Below are 21,580 nucleotides of genomic sequence, written 5' to 3' on the forward strand. Positions count from 1 at the left end.
GTATGCGGACACGGCTACTCCGCGCGGTGCCGGGGCCGCGGTAGCGGGGCGTCGTGGGTGAGCAGCGGGACGTGGTGGTCGGTCGACGGCTCCGTGCGGGCCAGCAGGTCGGCCAGCCCCGTCCGCGTCGCCAGGACCACGAGCCGGTCCGTACGGGCCAGCGCCCGCCCGTAGGGCGGCGACCAGAGCGTCTGCGTCCCCCGGCCCGTCCGCACCGCGAGCAGCCGGGCCTGCCCGGGCGTGGACACCTCGCCCGCCGGCCGGGCCTCCAGCCGCGAGCCCGCCCCGACGGACAACTCGGCGACGAGCAGCAGCCGCCGACCCACCGGGATCGTGCCGATCACCTCCCGGCCCAGCATCGCCGCCGCGAACGCGGGCGCCGCGAGGTGCGAGACGCTGCGCGAGGCCGTGTTGGGGAACGTCCGCTCGACCCGGTCGGCCATGTCGCCGTCGAAGAGGCGGACGACCACGCGCAGGTCGTCCCGCATGGTCTGGCCGACGAGCGCGGTCTCCAGGTTGGCGACGTCGTCGGTGGTGAGGACGATCAGCGCCCGACACTGCGGCACCCACGCGGCCCGCAGGGTCTCGGAGTGCGCGCCGTCACCGAAGATGACCGGCACCCGCAGCTCACGGGCGACGGACACGCCGCGCGCGTCGGGCGAGCGCTCGATCGCCACCACGTCGATGTCGAAGCTGTGCAGGGCGCGGATCACCCGGGCGCCCACGTCGCCGAGCCCGACGACCACGACGTGGTCCGCGAGCGGTCCGGTCAGCACGCCGGTGGTGATCGCGAGCCGCGCCTTGGCCATCGAGTCGACCACGATCGCGGTGAGCAGCGGCAGGAGCGCGATGCTGGCCAGCGTCAGCACCGTCTGCACGACCTTCTCGGCGGCGGGCGCGCCGAGGTCGGCGTTCGCCCCGCCCACGGTGTTGAGGATCGTCAGGTACGCGGCCTGCGCCACGCTGACGTCCTTGATGAGCGCCAGCGCGACCGCGCTCGCGACCACCAGCCCGGTCACCACCCCGAACGCGATCGACAACCGCCGCCCGACCAGGCGGTAGAGCGCGCGCAACGGCCGGCGCGGGCGGCGCGGCGCGGCGATGCGGGCGGCCGCCGGCGGGTTGACCGCGAGGACCAGGTCGGCCGCCGCGTCGTCGGACGGCAGGAGATCGGGATCCTCCCGGCCGTTGCTCGCGAGTCCACAGAGGATGTCGTGTTCGTCCACGTCCTCGCGACGGGCCTCGAACAGCGTCCGGTCGGGCAGCCGCACGTACGCGGGGGCGGTCTCCCCCAGCGCGGCCGCCACGAACGCGGGCGTGGCAAGAGCGGATGAGGAGAGCACGGCGCAGCCGGGCAGCAGCCGCCGCACGCCCTCGGTGAGGCCGCGGCTGAAGATGCGCAGCACGATCCGGATCGAGGGGTTCAGCTCGCGGGCGACGAGGGCGGCGTCGACGTTGCCGCCGTCGTTCTGCTCGACGAGCGCGAGCGCGTCGGCGCCGGCCAGCCCGGCCTCGGTCAACGCCGCCGCGGTCGGGCGTTCCGCCTCGACGATCCGCACGCCGGGCAGCGCCGCGATGCCCTTGCTCTGCCCCAGCGCATCGGGCGGCAGGATGACGGTGACGTCGCCGTTGTAGCGCTCGACCAGGTGCTCCACGAGCCGGTACGTCAGGGTGTCGTGGCCACAGACAACGAATCGGGGTTGGTCGCTCTCCACACCGTCGAGGGTAGGGCCCCACGTCAGGTGCTGAAACATTCTCTACCGGGCGTGCGGCAACTGCACGAACAGCTACACCCGGCACGTCGACGTGACCAACGTGCTGCTGAACAATCGCCGGCATCAACACCAACTGGGGCGACACCGCGACCCTGCGCCAGATCGTCGTCAAGGGCCAGTCGAGCATCCACGCCCGCGCGATGTACAAGGACGTGGCAAAGGGCTCCGAGCCGACCTACCTCGGCGACGCCGTCAACAAGTTCACCAACTCGGACATCACCACAACATCACCGAAGAACTGGGCGTCAGACGTTGAAGCCGAGGGCGCGGAGCTGGTCGCGGCCGTCGTCGGTGATCTTGTCGGGGCCCCACGGGGGGAGCCAGACCCAGTTGATGCGGAAGTCGCTCACGATGCCGCCACCCGGGCCGCCGGTCAGGGCGGCGCGGGCCTGCTCCTCGATCACGTCGGTGAGCGGGCAGGCGGCCGACGTCAGCGTCATGTCGATCGTGGCCACGTTCTCGCCGTCGATGTGCACCCCGTAGACGAGGCCCAGGTCGACGACGTTGATGCCCAGCTCCGGGTCGACGACGTCGCGCATGGCCTCCTCGACGTCGGCCACGGTCGCCGAACCGGTCGCGGGTGTCTCTACGGTCTCGCTCATGCCCCCACCTTGATCTCGCCGCTGTTGTCGTCGCTTGAGTCGACCGCGCGCGCCAGCGCGTCCTTGAACGCCATCCAGGACAGCAGCGCGCACTTCACCCGCGCGGGGTACTTCGCCACGCCGGCGAACGCGACCGCGTCCTCCAGGACGGCCTCGTCCGGTTCCACCTGACCACGGCCGCCGAGCAGTTCGGTGAACGCGTCCAGCCGGGTCAGGGCGTCGGGCACCGGCTTGCCGACGAGCAGTTCGTGCAGGACGCTCGCCGAGGCCTGGCTGATCGAGCAGCCCATGCCGTCGTAGGAGACGTCCGTGATGCGCTCGCCGTCGAGCGTGACCCGCAGGGTGATCTCGTCGCCGCACGTCGGGTTGACGTGGTGCGCCTCGGTGTCGTACGGCTCCCGGAGGCCCCGACCACGTGGCTTCTTGTAGTGGTCGAGGATGATCTCCTGGTACAGCTGGTCGAGCTGCATTACGCGAACACCTTTCGAACCTTCTCCAGGCCCGCGACCAGGGCGTCGATGTCGGCGGTCGTGTTGTACAGGTACAACGATGCCCTGGTCATGGCCGGAACGCCAAAGCGCACGCACGTCGGGCGGGCGCAGTGATGACCCACGCGCACCTGAACGCCCTCCGCGTCGAGGACCTGCCCCACGTCGTGGGGGTGGATGCCGTCGAGGTCGAAGGAGAGCGTACCGCCCCGACCCACCGGGACCTTAGGCCCGAACAGCCGGAGCCCGGGCACCGTCTGGAGTGCGTCCAGCGCGTACGCGGTGAGCTCCTTCTCGTACCAGCTGATGGCCTTCATGCCCACGGCGGACAGGTAGTCGACCGCGGCGCCGAGCCCCACGGCCTCCGCGATCGGCGGCGTGCCGGCCTCGAAGCGCATCGGGGGCGGCGCGAACGTCGACCCGCCCATGGTCACCGTCTCGATCATCGAGCCGCCGCCGAGGAACGGCGGCATCGCGGCGAGCAGCTCGCCGCGGCCCCACAGCACGCCGATGCCGGTCGGGCCGAGCATCTTGTGGCCGGTGAACGCGATGAAGTCCACGTCGTAGTCGACGACGTCCATCGGCAGGTGCGGCACCGACTGCGAGCAGTCGAGCATGAGCAGCGCGCCGACCTCGCGCACCCGCGCGGTGATCCGGCTGGTCGCGTTGATCGTGCCGAGGATGTTCGAGTAGTGCACGATCGAGACGATCTTCGTGCGCTCGTTGATCAGCTCGTCGAGTTCGGACTCGTCGAGCCGGCCCGCGTCCGTGATGCCGAACCAGCGCACCGTCGCGCCCGTGCGCTCCGCGAGGAGCTGCCACGGGACGATGTTGGAGTGGTGCTCCATTTCCGAGATCACGATCTCGTCGCCGGGGCCCAGCTTGAAGCGGGGGTCACCCTTGGGCGACAGGGACGCGTTGAGGAACGAGTACGCCACCAGGTTGATCGCCTCGGTGGAGTTCTTCGTGAAGACCACCTCGTCGGGCGACGGCGCGTTGATGAACGCCGCCACCTTGGCCCGGGCGCCCTCGTACGCCAGCGTCGCCTCGGTGCCCAGCGTGTGCACCGAGCGGGACACGTTGCCGTTGTGCCGGGCCAGGTGCTCGTTGATCGCGTCGATCACCTGGCGCGGCTTCTGCGACGTGTTGCCGGAGTCGAGATAGACCAGCGGGTGCCCGTTGACCTCGCGATCCAGGATCGGGAAGTCCGCACGGATCAACGCCGGGTCGAAACGCGGCTGGTCCTCGTACTGCGGCATCCCGTCCGGGATCACGATCGACGTGGCGGTCATGTCTAGTGGCTCCTCGCTCAGGCGGCGGCCGGCCCCGCGCCGACCTTGTAACGGTCGTAGCCCTGGTCCTCGAGGCGCTCGGCCAGCTCCGGCCCGCCCTCCTCGACGATGCGGCCGTCGACGAAAACGTGCACGAAGTCGGGCTTCACGTACCGCAGGATCCGGGTGTAGTGGGTGATCAGCAGGACGCCGGTGTCGCCGGTGTCGCGGACGCGGTTCACGCCCTCGCTGACGACGCGCAGCGCGTCCACGTCGAGGCCCGAGTCGGTCTCGTCCAGGATGGCGATCTTCGGCTTGAGCAGCTCCAGCTGCACGATCTCGTGCCGCTTCTTCTCGCCGCCGGAGAAGCCCTCGTTGACGTTGCGCTGGGCGAACGCCGGGTCCATGCCGAGGCGCTCCATCGCGCCCTTGAGCTCGCCGCCCCAGGTGCGCAGCTTCGGCGCCTCGCCGTCGACGGCGGTCTTCGCCGTGCGCAGGAAGTTGGCCACGGACACGCCGGGGACCTCGACCGGGTACTGCATGGCGAGGAACAGGCCGGCGCGGGCGCGCTCGTCGACCGTCATCGCGAGGACATCGGCGCCGTCCAACGTCACCGAACCGCCGGTGATCTCGTACTTCGGGTGGCCCGCGATCGAGTACGCCAGCGTGGACTTGCCCGAGCCGTTGGGGCCCATGATGGCGTGGGTCTCGCCGGCCTTCACCGTGAGGTCCACCCCGTGCAGGATCGGCTTGAGCTGGCCCTCGGGCAGCTTGACCGACACCTGCAGGTCGCGGATTACGAGTTCGCTCATGGTGCTACAACTCCATTACTCGGCGTCAGACTGACGTAGATGTCGCCGTCGCGGACCTCGACGGGATAGACGGGGACGGGCTCGGTGGCGGGCAGGCCCGACGGCTCGCCGGTGCGCAGGTCGAAGCGGGAGCCGTGCAGCCAGCACTCCAGGGTGCAGCCGTCCACCTCGCCCTCGGACAGCGGGACCGACTGGTGCGAGCACTCGTCGTAGACGGCGTAGAAGTTGCCGTCCTCGGCGTGCACGACCGCGATCTCGGTGCCGTCCAGGTCGATCGGCACGGCATGCCCGACGGCCACGTCGGCCGCCGCGCACGCGCGGACGAAGGTCAACTCGCTCATGAAGCGGACTCCGAGAGGCTGTCCTGCTGGGACTCACCTTCGGTGAGTCGGGACTCGACCGTGTCGGCCAGGCGCTCGCGCAGGGACTCGACCGGAATCTTGCCGAGCAGTTCGGCGAAGAAGCCGCGCACCACCAGGCGGCGGGCGTCGGTCTCCGGGATGCCCCGCGCCATCAGGTAGAACAGCTGCTCGTCGTCGAATCGGCCGGTCGCGCTCGCGTGGCCCGCCCCGGCGACCTCGCCGGTCTCGATCTCCAGGTTCGGCACCGAGTCGGCGCGGGCGCCGTCGGACAGGACCAGGTTGCGGTTCACCTCGTACGTGTCGGTGCCCGTCGCGTCGGCCTGGATCAGCACGTCGCCGACCCACACCGTGTGCGCGCCCTGGCCCTGCAGCGCGCCCCGGTAGGTGACGTGGCTGCGGCAGTCGGGCACCGAGTGGTCCACCAGCAGGCGGTGCTCCAGGTGCTGGCCCCCGTCGGCGAAGTAGAGGCCGAACAGGTCGGCGTCGCCGCCCCGGCCGGTGTAGTCGACCGACGTGTACTGCCGGACCAGGTCGCCGCCGAGCGACACCTGCACGTGGCTCACCTTGGCGTCGCGGCCCAGCTGGAGCTTCACGTGCTGCGCCTGCACCGCGTCGGGCGCCCAGTCGGCGACCGTGACCAGCGTGAGGCGGGCGCCGTCGCCGACGATCACCTCAAGGTTGTCGGCCAGCGTGGTCGAGCCGGTCTGCTCCAGCACCACGGTCGCCTCGGCGAGCGCGCCCACCTCGATCACGGAGTGCGCGAACGTCAGGCCCTCGACGCCGGTGCCCTTCACGGTCAACAGGACCGGCGAGGCCAGCTCCGCACCGCGCGCGATGGAGACGACCTGCGCCTGCGCGGCGTGGCCGTACGCGAGGGCGCTGATCCGGTCGAACGGGGTCAGCGCGGAGCCGACGCGCGGGTCGGAGGAGTCCACAGTGGTCACGGCCACGCCGGCCGGCAGGTCGGCGTACTCCCGCAGGAGGCCGGCCGACGCGGACGCCGAGCCGTCGGCGGAGTCGAGGCCCCGCAGGCGCTTGAGCGGGGTGAACCGCCACTCCTCCTCGCGCCCGGTGAGGGCGGGGAAGTCGGCGACGTCGTACGAGCGCAGGCTCTGCGACTTGGTCTTGGCGGGCTTGCCGGCCTCGGCCTGCTGGGGCATGAGTGTCTGAGTCATCGTGCGGTCGGGCCGGTCAGCCCACAGCCCCTTCCATCTGCAGTTCGATGAGCCGGTTCAGCTCCAGCGCGTACTCCATGGGCAGTTCCTTGGCGATCGGCTCGATGAAGCCACGGACGATCATCGCCATCGCCTCGTCCTCGGACAGACCGCGGCTCATCAGGTAGAAGAGCTGGTCCTCGGAGACCTTCGAGACGGTCGCCTCGTGGCCCATGGCCACGTCGTCCTCGCGGATGTCCACATAGGGGTACGTGTCGGAGCGGGAGATCGTGTCCACCAGCAGCGCGTCGCACTTCACGGTCGACCTGCTGGCGCTGGAGCCCTCCAGCACCTGCACCAGGCCGCGGTAGCTCGTGCGGCCGCCGCCCCGGGCGATCGACTTGGAGATGATCGTGCTGGACGTGCGCGGCGCGGCGTGCACCATCTTGGCGCCGGCGTCCTGGTGCTGGCCCTCGCCGGCCATGGCCACGGAGAGCACCTCGCCCTTGGCGTGCTCGCCGACCATGTAGACGGCCGGGTACTTCATCGTCACCTTGGAGCCGATGTTGCCGTCGATCCACTCCATGGTCGCGCCCTCGTGCGCCACGGCGCGCTTGGTGACCAGGTTGTAGACGTTGTTCGACCAGTTCTGGATGGTCGTGTACCGGCAGCGGGCGCCCTTCTTCACGATGATCTCGACGACCGCGGAGTGCAGCGAGTCGGACGAGTAGATCGGCGCGGTGCAGCCCTCGACGTAGTGGACGTAGGCGTCCTCGTCGACGATGATCAGCGTCCGCTCGAACTGGCCCATGTTCTCGGTGTTGATCCGGAAGTACGCCTGCAGCGGGATCTCCACGTGCACGCCCTTCGGCACGTAGATGAAGCTGCCGCCGGACCACACGGCCGTGTTCAGCGAGGCGAACTTGTTGTCGCCCACCGGGATGACCGTGCCGAAGTACTCCTTGAAGATGTCCTCGTGCTCCTTGAGACCGGTGTCGGTGTCGAGGAAGATGACGCCCTGCTGCTCCAGGTCCTCACGGATCTTGTGGTAGACCACCTCGGACTCGTACTGCGCGGCAACGCCCGCGACGAGGCGCTGCTTCTCCGCCTCCGGGATGCCCAGCCGGTCGTACGTGTTCTTGATGTCCTCGGGCAGCTCGTCCCAGCTCGCGGCCTGCTTCTCCGTCGAGCGCACGAAGTACTTGATGTTGTCGAAGTCGATGCCCGTGAGGTCGGCGCCCCAGTTCGGCATGGGCTTGCGGTCGAACAGCCGCAGGCCCTTCAGCCGCAGGTCGAGCATCCACTCGGGCTCGTTCTTGCGGGCCGAGATGTCGCGCACGACGTCCTCGTTGAGGCCACGGCGGGCGTTGGCTCCGGCGACGTCGGTGTCCGCCCAGCCGTACTCGTAATTGCCCAGGCCGGCAAGCTGGTCAGCTGCGGTTTCGGTCATGACTGCTGCACCTTCTCGGCTTTCCTTGTGACTAGCGGCAACGGACGGGTCGGGATGTAGGTGGTGCACACGCCGTCGCCGTGGGCGATCGTCGCGAGTCGCTGCACGTGCGACCCCACCAGGCGGGAGATCACCTGGGTCTCGGCCTCGCACAGCTGCGGGAACTCGGCGGCGACGTGCGCGACCGGGCAGTGGTGCTGGCACAGCTGCCCGCCCGACGCGATCACCGTGGCGCTGGCAGCGTAGCCCTCGGCGGAGAGGGCGTCGGCGAGCGCCTCCGCCCGCAGGAGAGGGTCGTCACCCCCCTGCCCCATGGCGGCCTCGCACCGCTCCTCCAGGGCGCCGACCAGGGCGGCGGCGAACCGGGCCACCTCGGCGTCGCCGTGCTGACGGGCCAGGTAGCGCAGCGCGGCGCCGGCCAGGTCGTCGTAGTGATGCGGGCCACACGCCACCCGCCCGGCGTCGGTGAGCGAGAAGATCTTGGCGGGCCGGCCCCGGCGCCCCTGCGCGGGCTGCTCGCGGGAGACCACCTGGCCGTCCGCGAGCATGGCGTCGAGGTGCTTGCGGATCGCCGCGGGGCTCAGCCCCAGGTGCTCGCCGAGCTCCCCGGCGGTCGCGCCGCCGTGCTCCAGGAGCAGCGCGGCCACCCGCGTGCGGGTGCGACGGTCCCCCTGAGCTGCGGAGACGGGCGCCTCGACGGGCGCCTCACTCGAGCTTGCCAGGGTTTTCACAACGTCAACGTTACGTATTTCGCCGGTGCCCCGCAAACCAGGGTTACCTAAGAAACCATGGTGATCCGGCCCACGTCAGCGCGCTCCGTACGATGACCGGGTGTCACGTCTCACCGCCCTGGCGGTCTCCCGCACCATCCTGAACTGGTTCGCGCTCGCCTCGCTGGCCGCCAACGTCGGCATCGTGATCACCGGCGGGGTGGTCCGGCTGACCGGCTCCGGCCTCGGCTGCCCCACCTGGCCCAGGTGCACCGACGACTCCTACGTCACCACGGCCGCCATGGGCATCCACGGCGCGATCGAGTTCGGCAACCGCATGCTGACCTTCGTGGTCGGTCTGCTGGCCGTGCTGTGCGTGGTCCTGGCCGAGGCGCGCCGCCGTGCCGGCGGCCGGGACCGGACCGAGACCCGGCTGGCCCTGCTCGTGTTCGCCGGCATCCCCGCGCAGGCGGTCATCGGCGGCTTCACCGTGCTCAGCGACCTCAACCCGTGGGTCGTGGGCCTGCACTTCCTGGCCTCCATGGCGGTGATCGCCGCGGCCTGGGCGCTGGTCGCCGCCACGGGCGCGGCTCCCGCTCCGTCCTGGCAGGCACCCACCGCGGTACGCCGTCTCGGCGGCGTACTCGTCGTGGTGAGCGCCCTGGTCCTGGTCGCCGGGGTGGTGGTGACCGGCAGCGGCCCGCACGCCGGCGACGAGAAGGCGCGCCGCACGGGCCTCGACCCGGAGATGATCTCCCAGCTGCACGTCGACCTGGTGATGCTGCTGATCGGCCTGTCGATCGCCATGGTCTTTGTTTTGAAGGCAACCGGAGGCCCCGCCCGGACGGCCGTGATCCTGCTGGTCGTGGAGCTGGCCCAGGGGCTGATCGGGTTCGTGCAGTACTTCACGCACCTGCCCGCGGCGCTCGTCGCCGCGCACATGGGCGGCTCGTGCCTCGTCTGGATCGCCACCTTCGCCGTCTACGACGTGGTGCGGGCGCGGGTCACCGCACCCGCCGCGGACGTCGTACCCGCCTCCCCCGCCCCGGCTTTGGCCGGTCGCTGACGGCGGCCCGCCCCCGGGTGGGGACGGGCCGCCGTGATCAACCGGGCCTCAGTCGACCAGGTCGGTCTTCGACCACCTGGCGCCGGTGTTCACCGTGAGGTGCACCTCGACCTTGCCCGACCCGCTCGGCCACACCAGGCACATCGCGTCCCCGGCGCCCAGCCCGAGGCAGGACCGCAGCCCGTTCGCCACCCCGGGGACGGCCATCGAGAACCAGTTCTCCCGGTCCGAGCTGTGGTACATCCGGCCGGCGGCGCCGCCGACCCAGACCTCCGTGGTCGTCGGGTGGACCTCGTAGCCGCTGCCATCGGCGGCCAGCGTCTCCACCGTGCGCCACTGGGTACCGTTCGCGGACGACATCAGGAGTAGCCCGGTCCGACCGTCGCAGATGCCCCAGCGGGTGCCATCAGGCCCCACGGTCAGCGACGTGAGGGTGCCGCCGACCGGGCACACGTCCGGCAGCGTCGACCAGCGCGCGCCGCCGTCCGTCGTCACGTACCACACCAGGGCGTCGCCGCCGCCGCGCTGCAGGTACGCGACCTTCGGCCCGCCGGACACCACCTGCGCCACCTGCGCGTCGGCGTTCGGCGGGGCCGTGGTGGGCCGGGGCTGGCCGCCGTTCGTCGCGACGTAGACCTTGTCGGCCCAGGCGAACCAGGCCGCGTTGCCCCACGCGCCCACCACCGCGGGGCCCGACGCGTTCGCCTGCGTGTCCAGCTCGAAGTCGTGCCAGGTCGCCCCGCCGTTCGACGAGCCGCGCACGAACGGGCCGCTGACCGTCCACACCAACGTGGCGCTCGTCGCGACCACCTGGATGCCCATCTGCAGCCGCTCCACCTCGCCGAGATCGCGCCACCCGTCCCCGGCGGTGTAGCGCAGCATCGTGTACGTCGTACCGCCCTCGGCGCACGGGTCGTCGCCCGAGCACCGCCCGCGGATCGCGTAGACGACGCCGTCCGGCGTCACGTCGACGGACTCGATGCTGTCGCCCTCCGGCAGCGAGGGCGGCCCGGTGTCGTCCGTGGGATCGGCCTCCGCCGTGGGTTCGGCGTCGTCCGTGGGCTCGGCGTCGTCCGTCGGCGCGGTCACCGACGGCACGGTGGCCACCACCTCGGGTGCGGCCGTCGGCCGGCCACCGACCGCCGCGGCGACCCCGCCCGAGGCGAGCAGGACGAGCGCCGCGACGGCGGCAACGGCGACATGGGCGGTGCGCCGCCGGCGCGCGTCGCGCACCACGCTGAAGTCCGGTTGGCGGACGGCACCGGCCAGGTGGTCACCGAGGGCGGCGAAGTCCCGGGACAGGTCGAGATCAGGCATGACGGCCTCCCTTCGCGGCGGCACTCATGGTCATCGTGTGGGTGGAGTTCGTTGTCGCGGTGTTATCGCTGGCCATCAGCCGGCTGAGCGCGTCGCGGCCGCGCGAGAGGCGGGCCTTGACGGTGCCGACCGGGGTTCCCGTACGGGTGGCGATCTCCTCGATCGGCAGATCGGCCAGGTAGTGCAGGGCCAGCGCCTCGCGTTGCGCGAACGGAACGTCCGCAGCGCGGCCAGCAGCGCGACCCGGGTGTCCGCCCGGCCATGCTCGTCGGGCCCCGGTGGACCGGCCGCTAGATTCGGCGCGAACCGGCGCGCGGTCAGCAGCCGGCGCACCCGCGAGCGCGAGTAGTTCACCGCGACCCGGTACAGCCACGCTTCCGGGTCCTCGACCACGGCGCGCCGCCCCGTGAGGCCGAGAGCGCGGACGAAGGCCTCCTGGACGGCCTCCTCCGCCTCGGTCACCGACCCGGTAATGGCCGCGACCAGGGTCACCAGCCGCCTGTACCGGGTCTCGTAGACCTCTGCCCACCCCGTCGTCACCGACACCCCCTAGGCCGCTCCCCAGTGGAGCGTCGTGACCATGACGCCCCACCGCCCCGCCAGGTTGCACCCCCGCGCCACCCGCGGACCCGAGAGCCATCACGCCGCCAGCCGCGCACGTGCCGACACAGAACCGCCGTCACGCCGCCAGAAGTGCGCTTTTGGCGGGGCTAGCGGGCTCGCACGCCGCCAGAAGTGCGCTTCTGGCGGGGCTAGCGGGCTCGCACGCCGCCAGAAGTGCGCCTTTGGCGAGGCTGAGCGTCGCCGCCGCCACCACATGTGAGCTTCTGGCGAGGCTGGCGGGCTCGCGCGTCGCCACATGTGCACTTCTGGCGAGGCTGGCGGGCTCGCGCGTCGCCAGATGTGCACTTCTGGCGGGCCTGGCGGGCTCGCGCGTCGCCAGATGTGCGCTTCTGGCGGGTCAGGGCTCCGCGCACGTCGCAAGAAGTGCACATCTAGCGGGTCCAGAGCTGCCGCGCTCGCCAGATGCGCACAGTTGGTGAGGGGAAGCTGCCCGCGTCTCGCCAGAGGTTCACATGTGGCGATTGGCGCGGCCGCCCAGCCCGCCGGATGTACGCATGTGGCAGGCCGCCCGCCATGCCGAGCCGCCAAGGGGTCGCCCTTGGCGAGGTGGGCGGGTGTCGGCGTCGCCAAGAGGTCGCTTGTGGCGAGGGGCGACGCCCCGCCATACGATCTTGGGACGGAACGGTCGCCCCCGCGGCCGTTTCGTCCCAAGATCTTGGGGTGGGCTGGGTCAGCGGCCCAGGGTGCCTGTGATGGCGGTCGCCAGGCGGTCCGCGGCGCCGTCGGCGTAGCCGAGGAACAGGGACGGTTCCGTCAGCTCCAGTTCCACGAGGAGCGGGGAGCCGTCCGGGCCGGGGATCAGGTCGACGCGGGCGTAGAGCAGGTGGTCGGCGCCGCCCGGGACGGCGGCCAGGACCGCGTCCGCGACCGCGCGCTCGGCGTCGGTCGGGGTGCGGGGCGTGATGGCCTCCTCCTTGTAGAGGCCCTCGACGCCGAGGTCCGGGCCGTCGAGCATCGGTCCCTTGCGGATCGCGTGGGAGTACCGGCCGCCGAGGTAGAGCAGGGCCGTCTCGCCGTAGGTGTCCACGGCCGGCAGGTACGGCTGGAGCATCGTCACCCGGCCGGCCTCGACGAGCCGCGCCACGTGGGACAGCGCCAGCGCGCGGTGGGACGGGTCGGTCAGGTTGTAGCGGCCCGTGTCGACGCTGCCCGCGCTCACGGCCGGCTTGATCACCCACTCGCCGTCGGCCGGCAGCTCGACGGGGTCGCCGGGCGACAGCCACGTGGTGGGCACGACCGGCACGCCGGCCGCCGCCAGTTCGGCGAGGTAGCGCTTGTCGGTGTTCCAGGCGACCGTCGCTGCCGGGTTGGCGAGCGCCGGTACGGTCGCGGCCCAGGCGACGAACTCGTCGCGGCGCCGGGAGTAGTCCCAGGGCGACCGGAGCACGGCCAGCGAGAAGACCGACCAGTCGACGGACGGGTCGTCCCAGACGACCGGGACCGCGTCGACACCGCGCCGAGCGAGGGGGTCGATGACGAGGCGGTCGTCGTCCTCGAGCTGGGGCAGGTCCTGACAGGTAATGAGAGGGAGCCGGGCTCGCGCCCGGNATCCGACCTGCGAAGACTCTTCGCGGTCGAGTCAACTGGGGGTCAGGAGAAGAACGTTCCCGCCGGATGGACGCCCGGCGGAGAGGGGTGCGGTGCTCAGCGGGCCAGCGTGCGCCGGCCCATCGAACGCCAGAGGTCGTTGCTGGGGCGGATCTGCTCCATCAACTCCCGCTCCCACTCGTTCTCCACGGTCACGCCCGCCTTCTCGCAGGCGAAGCGTGCCACGTCCGTCGCCTCGGCGAACTGGTCGCCCCAAGCGCCGTCCTGGCCGACCAGCACGATGCGGGCACCGCGCTTGCCGACGTACTCAATGACCGCCGTCGCCCCGCCATGGACGGAGGCGAAGGACCGGATACCGGCGACTAGCCCGGAAAGGGAGCCCGCCGACGGCGCCGGGGACACGGTCAAGGTCGTATCGGAACCATCTGCCATACCTCGCAGCCTAGGCACGTGGATGGCGATACGGGCCCTATCCGTGACACAGGTGTGAGCCGTGTTACGAAAATCGCTCGCGAGTTTGATGGTGTCCGAGGGGAAATATCCGACTAAGACTGCCGTAACTGTCTGTGACAGACGTTCGTTAGTGCGGAGGAATTTACGTCCGACGGGAAGTCGGGCGTTTCAGGATTGAATCAGGGCATCGATCGCGATTATCACGAACAGGATCGTGAGGTACGAGGTCGACCAGTGGAACAGCCGCATCGGCTTGACCTGCTCGTTTCGCCGGATCCGCCCGAGCATGCGGTGCGCCTCAAGCACAAAGAGCGCACTGGTCACGACGGCGACAGCTCCGTACAGATAGGTCATTCCGGTGAAGAAGAGCGCAAGCGATGCGATCAGGGTGAGCCACCCGTAGAGGACCGACTCGATGCCCACTCTGCGTAGCGACGCCACCACCGGAAGCATCGGGATGCCGGCGCGCGCGTAGTCGTCCTTGAACTTGATGGCGAGCGCGTAGAAGTGCGGCGGCTGCCAGAAGAACACGATCGCGAACATGATCCAGGCCTGCCACGACAGCGACCCGGTGACGGCCGCCCAGCCGATGAGCACGGGGGCGGACCCGCAGGCGCCGCCCCACACCGTGTTCTGCGGCGTCGTGCGCTTGAGCCACATGGTGTAGATCACGTCGTAGTAGACGATCGCCGCGACGGTCAGGGCCGTGGCCAGCAGGTTCGTGAACGCCAGCATGAGCAGGGTCGACACGGCCGCCAGGGCCAACCCGAAGATCAGCGCGCCCCGGTCGGAGACGGTGTGCGCCGGCAGCGGACGACGTGACGTACGCCTCATGAGCTGGTCGATGTCGCGGTCGATGTAGCAGTTCAGCGCGTTGGCCGCGCCGGCCGCCAGGGCCCCGCCGACCAGGGTGACCGCCATCAGCCACAGCGACGGCACCGACCGGTCGGCCAGCAGCATCGCCGGGATGGTCGTGACCAGCAGCAGCTCGATGATGCGCGGCTTGGTGAGCGCGACGTAGGCCCGGACGACGGCCAGCCGGGGGCGGGCGACGACAACCGGAACAGCCTGGTCAACGCGGGGTTCGGCAGGCAGAGCCTGAGCTGGCACGGATTCGACGGGCCTATTAGCGATCGTGCTCACGCGCGCACCCGCCGGCCTGGCTCCAGGGCTGTCACTGCGGTCTGGTCACCTTCCGGCGTCGCATGGGGTCTCCGAACGCAGAACAGGGTACGCCTGGCCTGCGGGGGTGCTGCGGCACCCCGGCCGCGTCGGCGTTCACCGGAAATTCCAGTCCCGAGTTCCGGACCGTGCCGACCACGACGTGGACCGGTCGCGTGGCCTGAGTAGCCTCTTGGCTGATGGCCGAAACGCCCTGTCCGACGCGGCACCATCCTCACCGCGCCGACGGGCCTGTCCGCGCGAGGAGCACAACTGCCGTGACCACCAGCTCTCTTGACTGGTCTGAGCTCGACCGCCGGGCGGTCGACACCGTTCGCGTCCTGGCGATGGACGCCGTGGAGAAGGCCGGGAACGGCCACCCTGGCACCGCGATGAGCCTCGCGCCCGCGGCCTACCTGCTCTTCCAGAAGGTCATGCGGCACGACCCGACAAACCCCACCTGGGCCGGGCGTGACCGTTTCGTGCTCTCCTGCGGACACAGCAGCCTGACCCTCTACATCCAGCTCTACCTTTCGGGTTACGGGCTGGAGCTCGACGACCTCAGGTCGCTGCGGCAGTGGAACTCGCTCACCCCCGGTCACCCGGAGTACGGGCACACCCCCGGCGTCGAGACGACCACCGGACCGCTCGGCCAGGGCCTGGGCAACGCCGTCGGCATGGCCATGGCCGCCCGTCGCGAGCGGGGCCTGTTCGACCCCGACGCGCCCGCCGGCACCAGCCCGTTCGACCACCACATCTACGCCTTCTGCTCGGACGGTGACATCGAGGAGGGCATCAGCCACGAGGTGAGCGCCCTCGCGGGCCACCAGAAGCTGGGCAACCTCGTCTTCCTCTGGGATGACAACGAGATCTCCATCGAGGACGACACCCGCATCGCCAAGTCGGAGGACGTCGCCGCCCGCTACGAGGCGTACGGGTGGCACGTGCAGACGGTCGACTGGCGCACCCCGGACGGCTACCACGAGGACATCGAGGCGCTGTACGCCGCGCTCGAGGCCGCCAAGGCCGTGACCGACAAGCCGTCGTTCATCGCGCTGCGCACGATCATCGGCTTCCCCGCGCCGAACAAGCAGAACACCGGCAAGATCCACGGCTCGGCGCTGGGCAAGGACGAGGTCGCCGCCACCAAGCGGGTGCTCGGCTTCGACCCGGAGCAGACCTTCGAGGTCGCCGACGAGGTCATCGCGCACGCCCGCAGGCTCGTCGACCGGGGCCGCGCCGCGGCCGCCGAGTGGCAGCAGGGCTTCGACGCCTGGGCCGCCGGCAACCCGGACGGCAAGGCGCTGTTCGACCGGCTGTCGACGCGTACCCTCCCGCAGGGCTGGGCCGACGCGCTGCCGCAGTTCCCCGCGGACCCCAAGGGCATCGCGACCCGCGCCGCGTCCGGCAAGACCCTCGACGCGCTCGCCGGCGTGCTGCCGGAGCTGTGGGGCGGCTCGGCCGACCTGGCCGAGTCCAACAACACCACGATGAAGGGCGAGCCGTCGTTCGTCCCGGCCGAGTTCGCCACCAAGGAGTTCCCCGGCCACGAGTACGGGCGCACGCTGCACTTCGGCATCCGTGAGCACGGCATGGGCGCGATCCTCAACGGCATCGCCCTGCACGGCGGCACCCGCCCCTACGGCGGCACGTTCCTCATCTTCAGCGACTACATGCGCCCCTCGGTGCGCCTGGCCGCCCTGATGAAGCTGCCGGTGATCTACGTCTGGACGCACGACTCGGTCGGCCTCGGCGAGGACGGCCCGACGCACCAGCCGGTCGAGCACCTGACCGCGCTGCGCGCGATCCCGGGCCTCGACGTGGTCCGCCCGGCCGACGCGAACGAGACGGCGTGGGCGTGGCGCGTGGCGCTGGAGCACACCGACCGCCCGAGCGCGCTCGCGCTGAGCCGCCAGGCCCTGCCGGTCATCGACCGTGCGGAGTACGCGGGCGCCGAGGGCACGGCGAAGGGCGGTTACATCCTGGCCGACGCGGGCAATGGACAGCCGCAGGTCATCCTCATCGGCACCGGCTCGGAGGTCGCCATCTGCCTGACCGCCCGCGAGCGGCTGGAGGCGGCCGGCACCCCGACCCGGGTCGTGTCGATGCCCTGCCAGGAGTGGTTCCGCGAGCAGGACCAGGCCTACCGCGAGAGCGTGCTGCCGCGCGGCGTCAAAGCGCGGGTCAGCGTCGAGGCCGGCATCGCCATGTCCTGGCGGGACCTGATCGGCGACTGTGGCGAGGCGGTCAGCCTGGAGCACTTCGGCGCCTCCGCGCCGTACCAGGTGATCTTTGAGCAGTTCGGCTTCACGCCCGACCACGTGGTCGCGGCCGCGCACGCCTCGCTGGCCAAGGTCGGCGAGATCACGGGCACCACCACCGGCAACTGACCAAGGGAGACGGCAATGACTGACAGGCTTGCGGAGCTCTCGGCCGCCGGGGTGGCCGTGTGGCTCGACGACCTCTCGCGCGCCCGGATCACCTCCGGTGGGCTGGCCGCGCTCAACCGCGACCAGCACGTCGTGGGCGTGACCACCAACCCCACGATCTTCGCGAAGGCGCTTGCCGAGGCGGACGACTACGCCGACCAGCTGCGCGAGCTGAAGGCCGCCGGCGCGGACGCCGAGGCGGCCGTCCGGGCGTTCACGACGCAGGACGTGCGCGACGCGTGCGACATCATGCGCCCCGCGTACGACGCGTCGGACGGCGTGGACGGCCGGGTCTCGATCGAGGTCGACCCGCGGCTGGCGTTCGAGACGGAGAAGACGATCGCCGAGGCCGAGGAGCTGTGGCGGCTCGTCGACCGGGAGAACCTGTTCATCAAGATCCCGGCGACGGTGCCCGGCCTCGCGGCCATCAGCGAGGTGCTCGGCAAGGGCATCAGCGTGAACGTGACGCTGATCTTCAGCCTGGAGCGGTACGAGGCCGTCATGGCCGCGTTCCTGTCCGGCCTGGAGCTGGCCCGCGCCAACGGCCATGACCTGAGCAGGATCGGCTCGGTGGCGTCGTTCTTCGTGTCCCGGGTCGACACCGAGGTGGACAAGCGCCTCGACAAGATCGGCACGGACGAGGCCAGGGCGCTCAAGGCGAAGGCCGCGATCGCCAACGCCCAGCTCGCCTACCAGCACTACGAGCGGGTCTTCTCGACCGTGACGTGGGACGAGCTGAAGGCGGCCGGCGCGCACCCACAGCGGCCGCTGTGGGCGTCGACGTCGACGAAGAACCCCGACCTGCGCGACGTCATGTACGTCGAGCAGCTCGTCGCGCCCGGCACGGTCAACACCATGCCGGAGCCGACCATCCACGCGTACGCCGACCACGGCGAGACCACCCCGAACATCGCCCAGGCGTCCTACGCGCAGGCGCAGGTGGTCCTCGACCAGCTGGCCGCGCTGGGCATCGACTACGACGACGTGGTCGCGGTGCTGGAGCGCGAGGGTGTGGAGAAGTTCGAGGCGAGCTGGGTTGAGCTGCTCGCCGCGGTCAAGGCACAGCTGGAGGCAGTGTGACAACCGACGATCTTGAGGCCGCGGGCGGGCTCACCGTCCGCGGTGCGGGCCTGGTGGAAGGCGCGGAGAGTACGCGGGCACAGCTCGTGAAGGACGGGGTCCCCGGTCTGCTCGCGCAGAAGGACCCGACCCTGTGGGGCGAGGACGCCGAGGCCGAGTCGAAGATCCGCCTCGGCTGGGTGGACACCGCCACCCGCAGCCGGGAGCTGGTGCCGGCGCTGGCCGCGCTCCGCGAGGAGCTGTCCGACCTCGACCACGTCGTGCTCGCCGGCATGGGCGGCTCGTCGCTGGCGCCCGAGGTCATCGCGCTCACCCTCGGCCTACGGCTCACGGTGCTCGACACGACCGACCCGCACCAGGTGCGTACGGCCCTGGCCGACCGCCTGGACCGCACCGTCGTCGTGGTGGCCAGCAAGTCCGGCTCGACCGTCGAGACCGACAGCCACCGCCGGGCGTACTGGCAGGCGTTCGCCGACGCCGGGCTGCCCGAGGCCGAGATCGGCCGGCACTTCGTGATCGTCACCGACCCCGGCTCGCCGCTGGAGGCGACCGCCCGGGAGATGGGCGCGCACCTCATCCTGGCCGACCCGGAGGTCGGCGGGCGGTACTCGGCGCTGACCGCGTTCGGCCTGGTGCCGACCGCGCTGGCCGGCGCGGACGTGGCCGAGCTGCTCGACCAGGCCGACGAGCTGGCCCGCACGATCGCCAGCGGCGGCGACAACCCGGCCCTGGCGCTGGGTGCGGCGCTCGGCGCGGCGGCGCTCGCCGGCCGCGACAAGGTGGCCCTGGTCGACGACGGCACCGGCATCACGGGCCTGGGCGACTGGGCCGAGCAGCTCATCGCGGAGTCCACGGGCAAGCTCGGCCGGGGCATCCTGCCCGTGGTCGTGGAGACGCCCACGTCACCCGGCGCGACCGGCGACGACGTGCTCACCGTCACCACGGGCGGGGCGCTGGCGCCGGCGACGTTCCCGGGCGGCGGCGTCGCGCCGGACGTCGCGGTCAACGGGCCGTTGGGCGCGCAGTTCCTGGCCTGGGAGGTCGCCACGGCGCTCGCCGGGCGGGTGCTCGGGATCAACCCGTTCGACCAGCCGAACGTGACCGAGAGCAAGGACAACACCAAGGCGATCCTGACGAACGGCGCGCCGGCCGAGACCCCGCTGTTCACCGACGGCGCCGTCGAGGTGTACGCGGAGAACCTGGGCTCGCCCGAGACGCTGGCCGAGGCCCTGACCGCGCTGATCGCGGCCGCCGGGGCGGACGGCTACATCGCCGCGATGGCCTACCTCGACCGGTTCGGCGACGCGGATGCGGCGCTGGTGCGGCCCGAGCTGGCGCGCGCGAGCGGCCGGCCGGTCACCTTCGGCTGGGGGCCGCGGTTCCTGCACTCCACCGGCCAGTACCACAAGGGCGGCCCGCAGGTCGGGGCGTACCTGCAGGTCACCGGCGCGGTCACCGACGACCTCGACGTGCCCGGCCAGCCGTACACGTTCGGCGTGCTGCAGGCGGCGCAGCCCGCCGGCGACCGGCAGGCGCTCGCCGGCCGGGGCCGGCCGCTGCTGCGGCTGCACCTGACCGACCGCGCCGCCGGCGTGGCCGAACTGGTCGCCGCCGCGCGGCGACTCGCCACCGCCTGAACCTGAAGACACGCAGCCCACCGGCGCCGGTAACCCCGGCGCCGGTGTCCGAATAAGGGATCATCGAGCCAGGAGGCCTGATGGCACAGACCGCGGCGCAACCGCAGTCGAACAACCCGCTACGCGATCCGCAGGACCGACGGCTGCCCCGTATCCCCGCCCCGTGCGCCCTGGTCATCTTCGGCGTCACCGGCGATCTTGCCCGCAAAAAGCTCATCCCGGCCATCTACGACCTGGCCAACCGGGGCCTGCTGCCGCCCAGCTTCGTCGTGGTCGGCTTCGCCCGCCGCGACTGGGACCACGGCGTCTTCGAGCAGCTGGCCAAGGAGGCCGCCCAGCAGCACGCCCGGACGCCCTGGCGGGAGGAGGTGTGGGCCCGCCTGTCCGGCAACATCAGGTTCGTGCCGGGCTCGTTCGACGACGACGCCGCGTTCGACCGGCTGGCCGCCACGCTGGACGAGATGCGCGACAGTCACGGCATCCACGGCAACGCCGCGTTCTACCTCTCCATCCCCCCGACCGCGTTCCCCACGGTGCTCAAGCAGATGGGCCGCACCGGCATGGCCTCCAACGAGCGCTCCGGCGGCTGGCGCCGGGTCGTCGTGGAGAAGCCGTTCGGCGAGAACATGGAGACGGCCAAGCAGCTCAACGACCTGGTCGACGACGTGTTCACGGCCGAGGACGTGTTCCGCATCGACCACTACCTCGGCAAGGAGACGGTCCAGAACATCCTGGCGCTGCGCTTCGCCAACGCGATGTTCGAGCCCGTCTGGAACAGCCGGTACATCGACTCGGTGCAGATCACCATGGCCGAGGACGTCGGCATCGGCAGCCGGGGCGCGTTCTACGACGCCACCGGCACGGCCCGCGACGTGGTGCAGAACCACCTGATGCAGCTGCTCGCCATGGTCGCCATGGAGGAGCCGACGAGCTTCGACGCCGCCGAGATCCGCACCGAGAAGCTCAAGGTGCTGCGCGCGATCACCCTGCCGGCGGACATCGCCCGGGACACGGTGCGCGGCCAGTACCTGCAGGGCTGGGTGGCCGGCGAGCGGGCCAAGGGCTACCTCGAAGAGGACAACATCCCCGCCGACTCCACCACGGAGACCTGGGTCGCGCTGACGCTGGGCATCCAGAACCGGCGGTGGGCCGGGGTGCCGTTCTACCTGCGGGCCGGCAAGCGGATGCCGCGCCGGGTCACCGAGGTCGCGATCCTGTTCAAGAAGGCGCCGCACCTGCCGTTCCACCCGGCCGACGTGGAGATGCTGGGCAACAACCAGCTGGTCATCCGGGTGCAGCCCGACGAGGGCGTGACGCTGAAGTTCGGCTCCAAGGTGCCGGGGACCGCGATGGAGGTCCGCGACATCACCATGGACTTCCAGTACGGCGAGGCGTTCACCGACTCCTCCCCCGAGGCGTACGAGCGGCTCATCCTCGACGTCCTCATCGGCGACCGGACGCTGTTCCCGGACGCCGCCGAGGTCGAGGCGGGCTGGCGGGTGATCGACCCGCTGGAGGAGGCATGGGCCGGGGTCAAGCCGGAGACCTACCGGGCCGGCGAGTGGGGTCCGCGCGCGGCGGACGAGATGCTGGCCCGCGAGGGACGCGCATGGCGTCGAGCGTGATCACGATGTCGACTAC

19 protein-coding genes and 1 pseudogene are annotated in these 21,580 nt (G+C 71.2%); 5 read left to right on the forward strand and 15 right to left on the reverse strand.

The features are described from left to right. Positions 1–14: 14 nt before the first annotated feature. The 9 genes from ABD211_RS05930 to ABD211_RS05970 all read right to left on the reverse strand — a co-directional run bounded on the left by ABD211_RS05930 (position 15) and on the right by ABD211_RS05970 (position 8,645). Positions 15–1,715 carry an NAD-binding protein gene (locus tag ABD211_RS05930; protein ID WP_344127031.1) on the reverse strand — a complete coding sequence of 567 codons (1,701 nt, stop codon included), beginning with the start codon at positions 1,713–1,715 and terminating at the stop codon, positions 15–17. A 305-nt stretch (positions 1,716–2,020) separates the two neighbouring features. Continuing rightward, a complete protein-coding gene (locus ABD211_RS05935; protein ID WP_344127033.1) occupies positions 2,021–2,377 on the reverse strand; it encodes a metal-sulfur cluster assembly factor in 357 nt (118 codons plus the stop codon). Beyond that, positions 2,374–2,847 (reverse strand): Fe-S cluster assembly sulfur transfer protein SufU, encoded by a 474-nt coding sequence (sufU, locus tag ABD211_RS05940; protein ID WP_344127035.1) that lies wholly within the window; start codon positions 2,845–2,847, stop codon positions 2,374–2,376. Before sufU ends, ABD211_RS05935 begins: the two co-directional genes overlap by 4 nt. Further along, positions 2,847–4,157 (reverse strand): cysteine desulfurase, encoded by a 1,311-nt coding sequence (locus ABD211_RS05945; RefSeq protein ID WP_344127037.1) that lies wholly within the window; start codon positions 4,155–4,157, stop codon positions 2,847–2,849. The genes sufU and ABD211_RS05945 overlap by 1 nt, the downstream gene beginning before the upstream one ends. 17 nt (positions 4,158–4,174) lie before the next feature. Continuing rightward, positions 4,175–4,948: a Fe-S cluster assembly ATPase SufC gene (gene sufC / locus ABD211_RS05950; protein WP_344127039.1), complete on the reverse strand. Its 774-nt coding sequence runs from the start codon at positions 4,946–4,948 to the stop codon at positions 4,175–4,177. Beyond that, positions 4,945–5,289, reverse strand: coding sequence for a non-heme iron oxygenase ferredoxin subunit (locus tag ABD211_RS05955; protein ID WP_344127041.1), 345 nt, complete (start codon positions 5,287–5,289; stop codon positions 4,945–4,947). The genes sufC and ABD211_RS05955 overlap by 4 nt, the downstream gene beginning before the upstream one ends. After that, complete coding sequence (gene sufD / locus ABD211_RS05960; protein WP_344127043.1) at positions 5,286–6,485, reverse strand: Fe-S cluster assembly protein SufD; 1,200 nt, start codon at positions 6,483–6,485, stop codon at positions 5,286–5,288. The genes ABD211_RS05955 and sufD overlap by 4 nt, the downstream gene beginning before the upstream one ends. 16 nt (positions 6,486–6,501) lie before the next feature. Next, the gene (gene sufB, locus ABD211_RS05965; protein WP_344127045.1) at positions 6,502–7,914 is read right to left on the reverse strand and encodes a Fe-S cluster assembly protein SufB; all 1,413 of its coding nucleotides are present in this window, start codon (positions 7,912–7,914) and stop codon (positions 6,502–6,504) included. Beyond that, positions 7,911–8,645 (reverse strand): helix-turn-helix transcriptional regulator, encoded by a 735-nt coding sequence (locus ABD211_RS05970; RefSeq protein ID WP_425560358.1) that lies wholly within the window; start codon positions 8,643–8,645, stop codon positions 7,911–7,913. The genes sufB and ABD211_RS05970 overlap by 4 nt, the downstream gene beginning before the upstream one ends. Positions 8,646–8,745: 100 nt before the next feature. Between ABD211_RS05970 and ABD211_RS05975 the strand changes: the two genes are divergently transcribed. Then, on the forward strand, positions 8,746–9,690 hold the full coding sequence (locus ABD211_RS05975; protein WP_344127047.1) for a COX15/CtaA family protein: 945 nt from the start codon (positions 8,746–8,748) through the stop codon (positions 9,688–9,690). Positions 9,691–9,738: 48 nt separating this feature from the next. Here the strand turns inward: ABD211_RS05975 and ABD211_RS05980 are convergent, their stop codons facing one another. From ABD211_RS05980 to ABD211_RS06005, 6 genes and pseudogenes are all read right to left on the reverse strand, one after another. After that, entirely contained in the window at positions 9,739–11,007 is a 1,269-nt protein-coding gene (locus tag ABD211_RS05980; protein ID WP_344127049.1) for a beta propeller repeat protein, read from the reverse strand. Continuing rightward, positions 11,000–11,380, reverse strand: a complete 381-nt coding sequence (locus tag ABD211_RS05985; protein WP_344127051.1) for an RNA polymerase sigma factor — start codon at positions 11,378–11,380, stop codon at positions 11,000–11,002. Before ABD211_RS05985 ends, ABD211_RS05980 begins: the two co-directional genes overlap by 8 nt. Before the next feature lie 11 nt (positions 11,381–11,391). Continuing rightward, positions 11,392–11,553: pseudogene (locus tag ABD211_RS05990) on the reverse strand (sigma factor); the annotation flags it as partial. Positions 11,554–12,301: 748 nt separating this feature from the next. Continuing rightward, positions 12,302–13,153, reverse strand: coding sequence for an ATP-grasp domain-containing protein (locus tag ABD211_RS05995; RefSeq protein WP_344127097.1), 852 nt, complete (start codon positions 13,151–13,153; stop codon positions 12,302–12,304). Positions 13,154–13,275: 122 nt separating this feature from the next. Next, a complete protein-coding gene (locus tag ABD211_RS06000) occupies positions 13,276–13,611 on the reverse strand; it encodes a hypothetical protein (RefSeq protein WP_344127053.1) in 336 nt (111 codons plus the stop codon). Positions 13,612–13,800: 189 nt separating this feature from the next. Then, the gene (locus ABD211_RS06005; protein ID WP_425560359.1) at positions 13,801–14,775 is read right to left on the reverse strand and encodes a heme o synthase; all 975 of its coding nucleotides are present in this window, start codon (positions 14,773–14,775) and stop codon (positions 13,801–13,803) included. Positions 14,776–14,993: 218 nt separating this feature from the next. Here ABD211_RS06005 and tkt point away from each other — a divergent pair, with 218 nt between their 5' ends. The 4 genes from tkt to zwf all read left to right on the forward strand — a co-directional run bounded on the left by tkt (position 14,994) and on the right by zwf (position 21,564). Next, positions 14,994–17,183 carry a transketolase gene (gene tkt, locus ABD211_RS06010; RefSeq protein WP_425560360.1) on the forward strand — a complete coding sequence of 730 codons (2,190 nt, stop codon included), beginning with the start codon at positions 14,994–14,996 and terminating at the stop codon, positions 17,181–17,183. Positions 17,184–17,198: 15 nt separating this feature from the next. Continuing rightward, entirely contained in the window at positions 17,199–18,302 is a 1,104-nt protein-coding gene (tal, locus tag ABD211_RS06015) for a transaldolase (protein ID WP_344127057.1), read from the forward strand. Continuing rightward, positions 18,299–19,939, forward strand: coding sequence for a glucose-6-phosphate isomerase (locus ABD211_RS06020; protein WP_344127059.1), 1,641 nt, complete (start codon positions 18,299–18,301; stop codon positions 19,937–19,939). Before tal ends, ABD211_RS06020 begins: the two co-directional genes overlap by 4 nt. 80 nt (positions 19,940–20,019) lie before the next feature. After that, complete coding sequence (gene zwf / locus ABD211_RS06025) at positions 20,020–21,564, forward strand: glucose-6-phosphate dehydrogenase (RefSeq protein ID WP_344127061.1); 1,545 nt, start codon at positions 20,020–20,022, stop codon at positions 21,562–21,564. The last annotated feature ends 16 nt before the right edge of the window (positions 21,565–21,580 follow it).

The sequence above is a fragment of the Luedemannella flava genome, assembly GCF_039528515.1.
Lineage (GTDB): Bacteria > Actinomycetota > Actinomycetes > Mycobacteriales > Micromonosporaceae > Luedemannella > Luedemannella flava.

Coding starts and splice junctions, on each gene's coding strand:
- ABD211_RS05945 (WP_344127037.1), bottom strand. CDS start 4,157: ATGACCGCCACGTCGATCGTGATCCCGGACGGGATGCCGCAGTACGAG.
- sufC (WP_344127039.1), bottom strand. CDS start 4,948: ATGAGCGAACTCGTAATCCGCGACCTGCAGGTGTCGGTCAAGCTGCCC.
- tal (WP_344127057.1), top strand. CDS start 17,199: ATGACTGACAGGCTTGCGGAGCTCTCGGCCGCCGGGGTGGCCGTGTGG.
- sufD (WP_344127043.1), bottom strand. CDS start 6,485: ATGACTCAGACACTCATGCCCCAGCAGGCCGAGGCCGGCAAGCCCGCC.
- ABD211_RS05980 (WP_344127049.1), bottom strand. CDS start 11,007: ATGCCTGATCTCGACCTGTCCCGGGACTTCGCCGCCCTCGGTGACCAC.
- sufU (WP_344127035.1), bottom strand. CDS start 2,847: ATGCAGCTCGACCAGCTGTACCAGGAGATCATCCTCGACCACTACAAG.
- ABD211_RS05935 (WP_344127033.1), bottom strand. CDS start 2,377: ATGAGCGAGACCGTAGAGACACCCGCGACCGGTTCGGCGACCGTGGCC.
- ABD211_RS05955 (WP_344127041.1), bottom strand. CDS start 5,289: ATGAGCGAGTTGACCTTCGTCCGCGCGTGCGCGGCGGCCGACGTGGCC.
- tkt (WP_425560360.1), top strand. CDS start 14,994: ATGGCCGAAACGCCCTGTCCGACGCGGCACCATCCTCACCGCGCCGAC.
- zwf (WP_344127061.1), top strand. CDS start 20,020: ATGGCACAGACCGCGGCGCAACCGCAGTCGAACAACCCGCTACGCGAT.
- ABD211_RS06000 (WP_344127053.1), bottom strand. CDS start 13,611: ATGGCAGATGGTTCCGATACGACCTTGACCGTGTCCCCGGCGCCGTCG.
- sufB (WP_344127045.1), bottom strand. CDS start 7,914: ATGACCGAAACCGCAGCTGACCAGCTTGCCGGCCTGGGCAATTACGAG.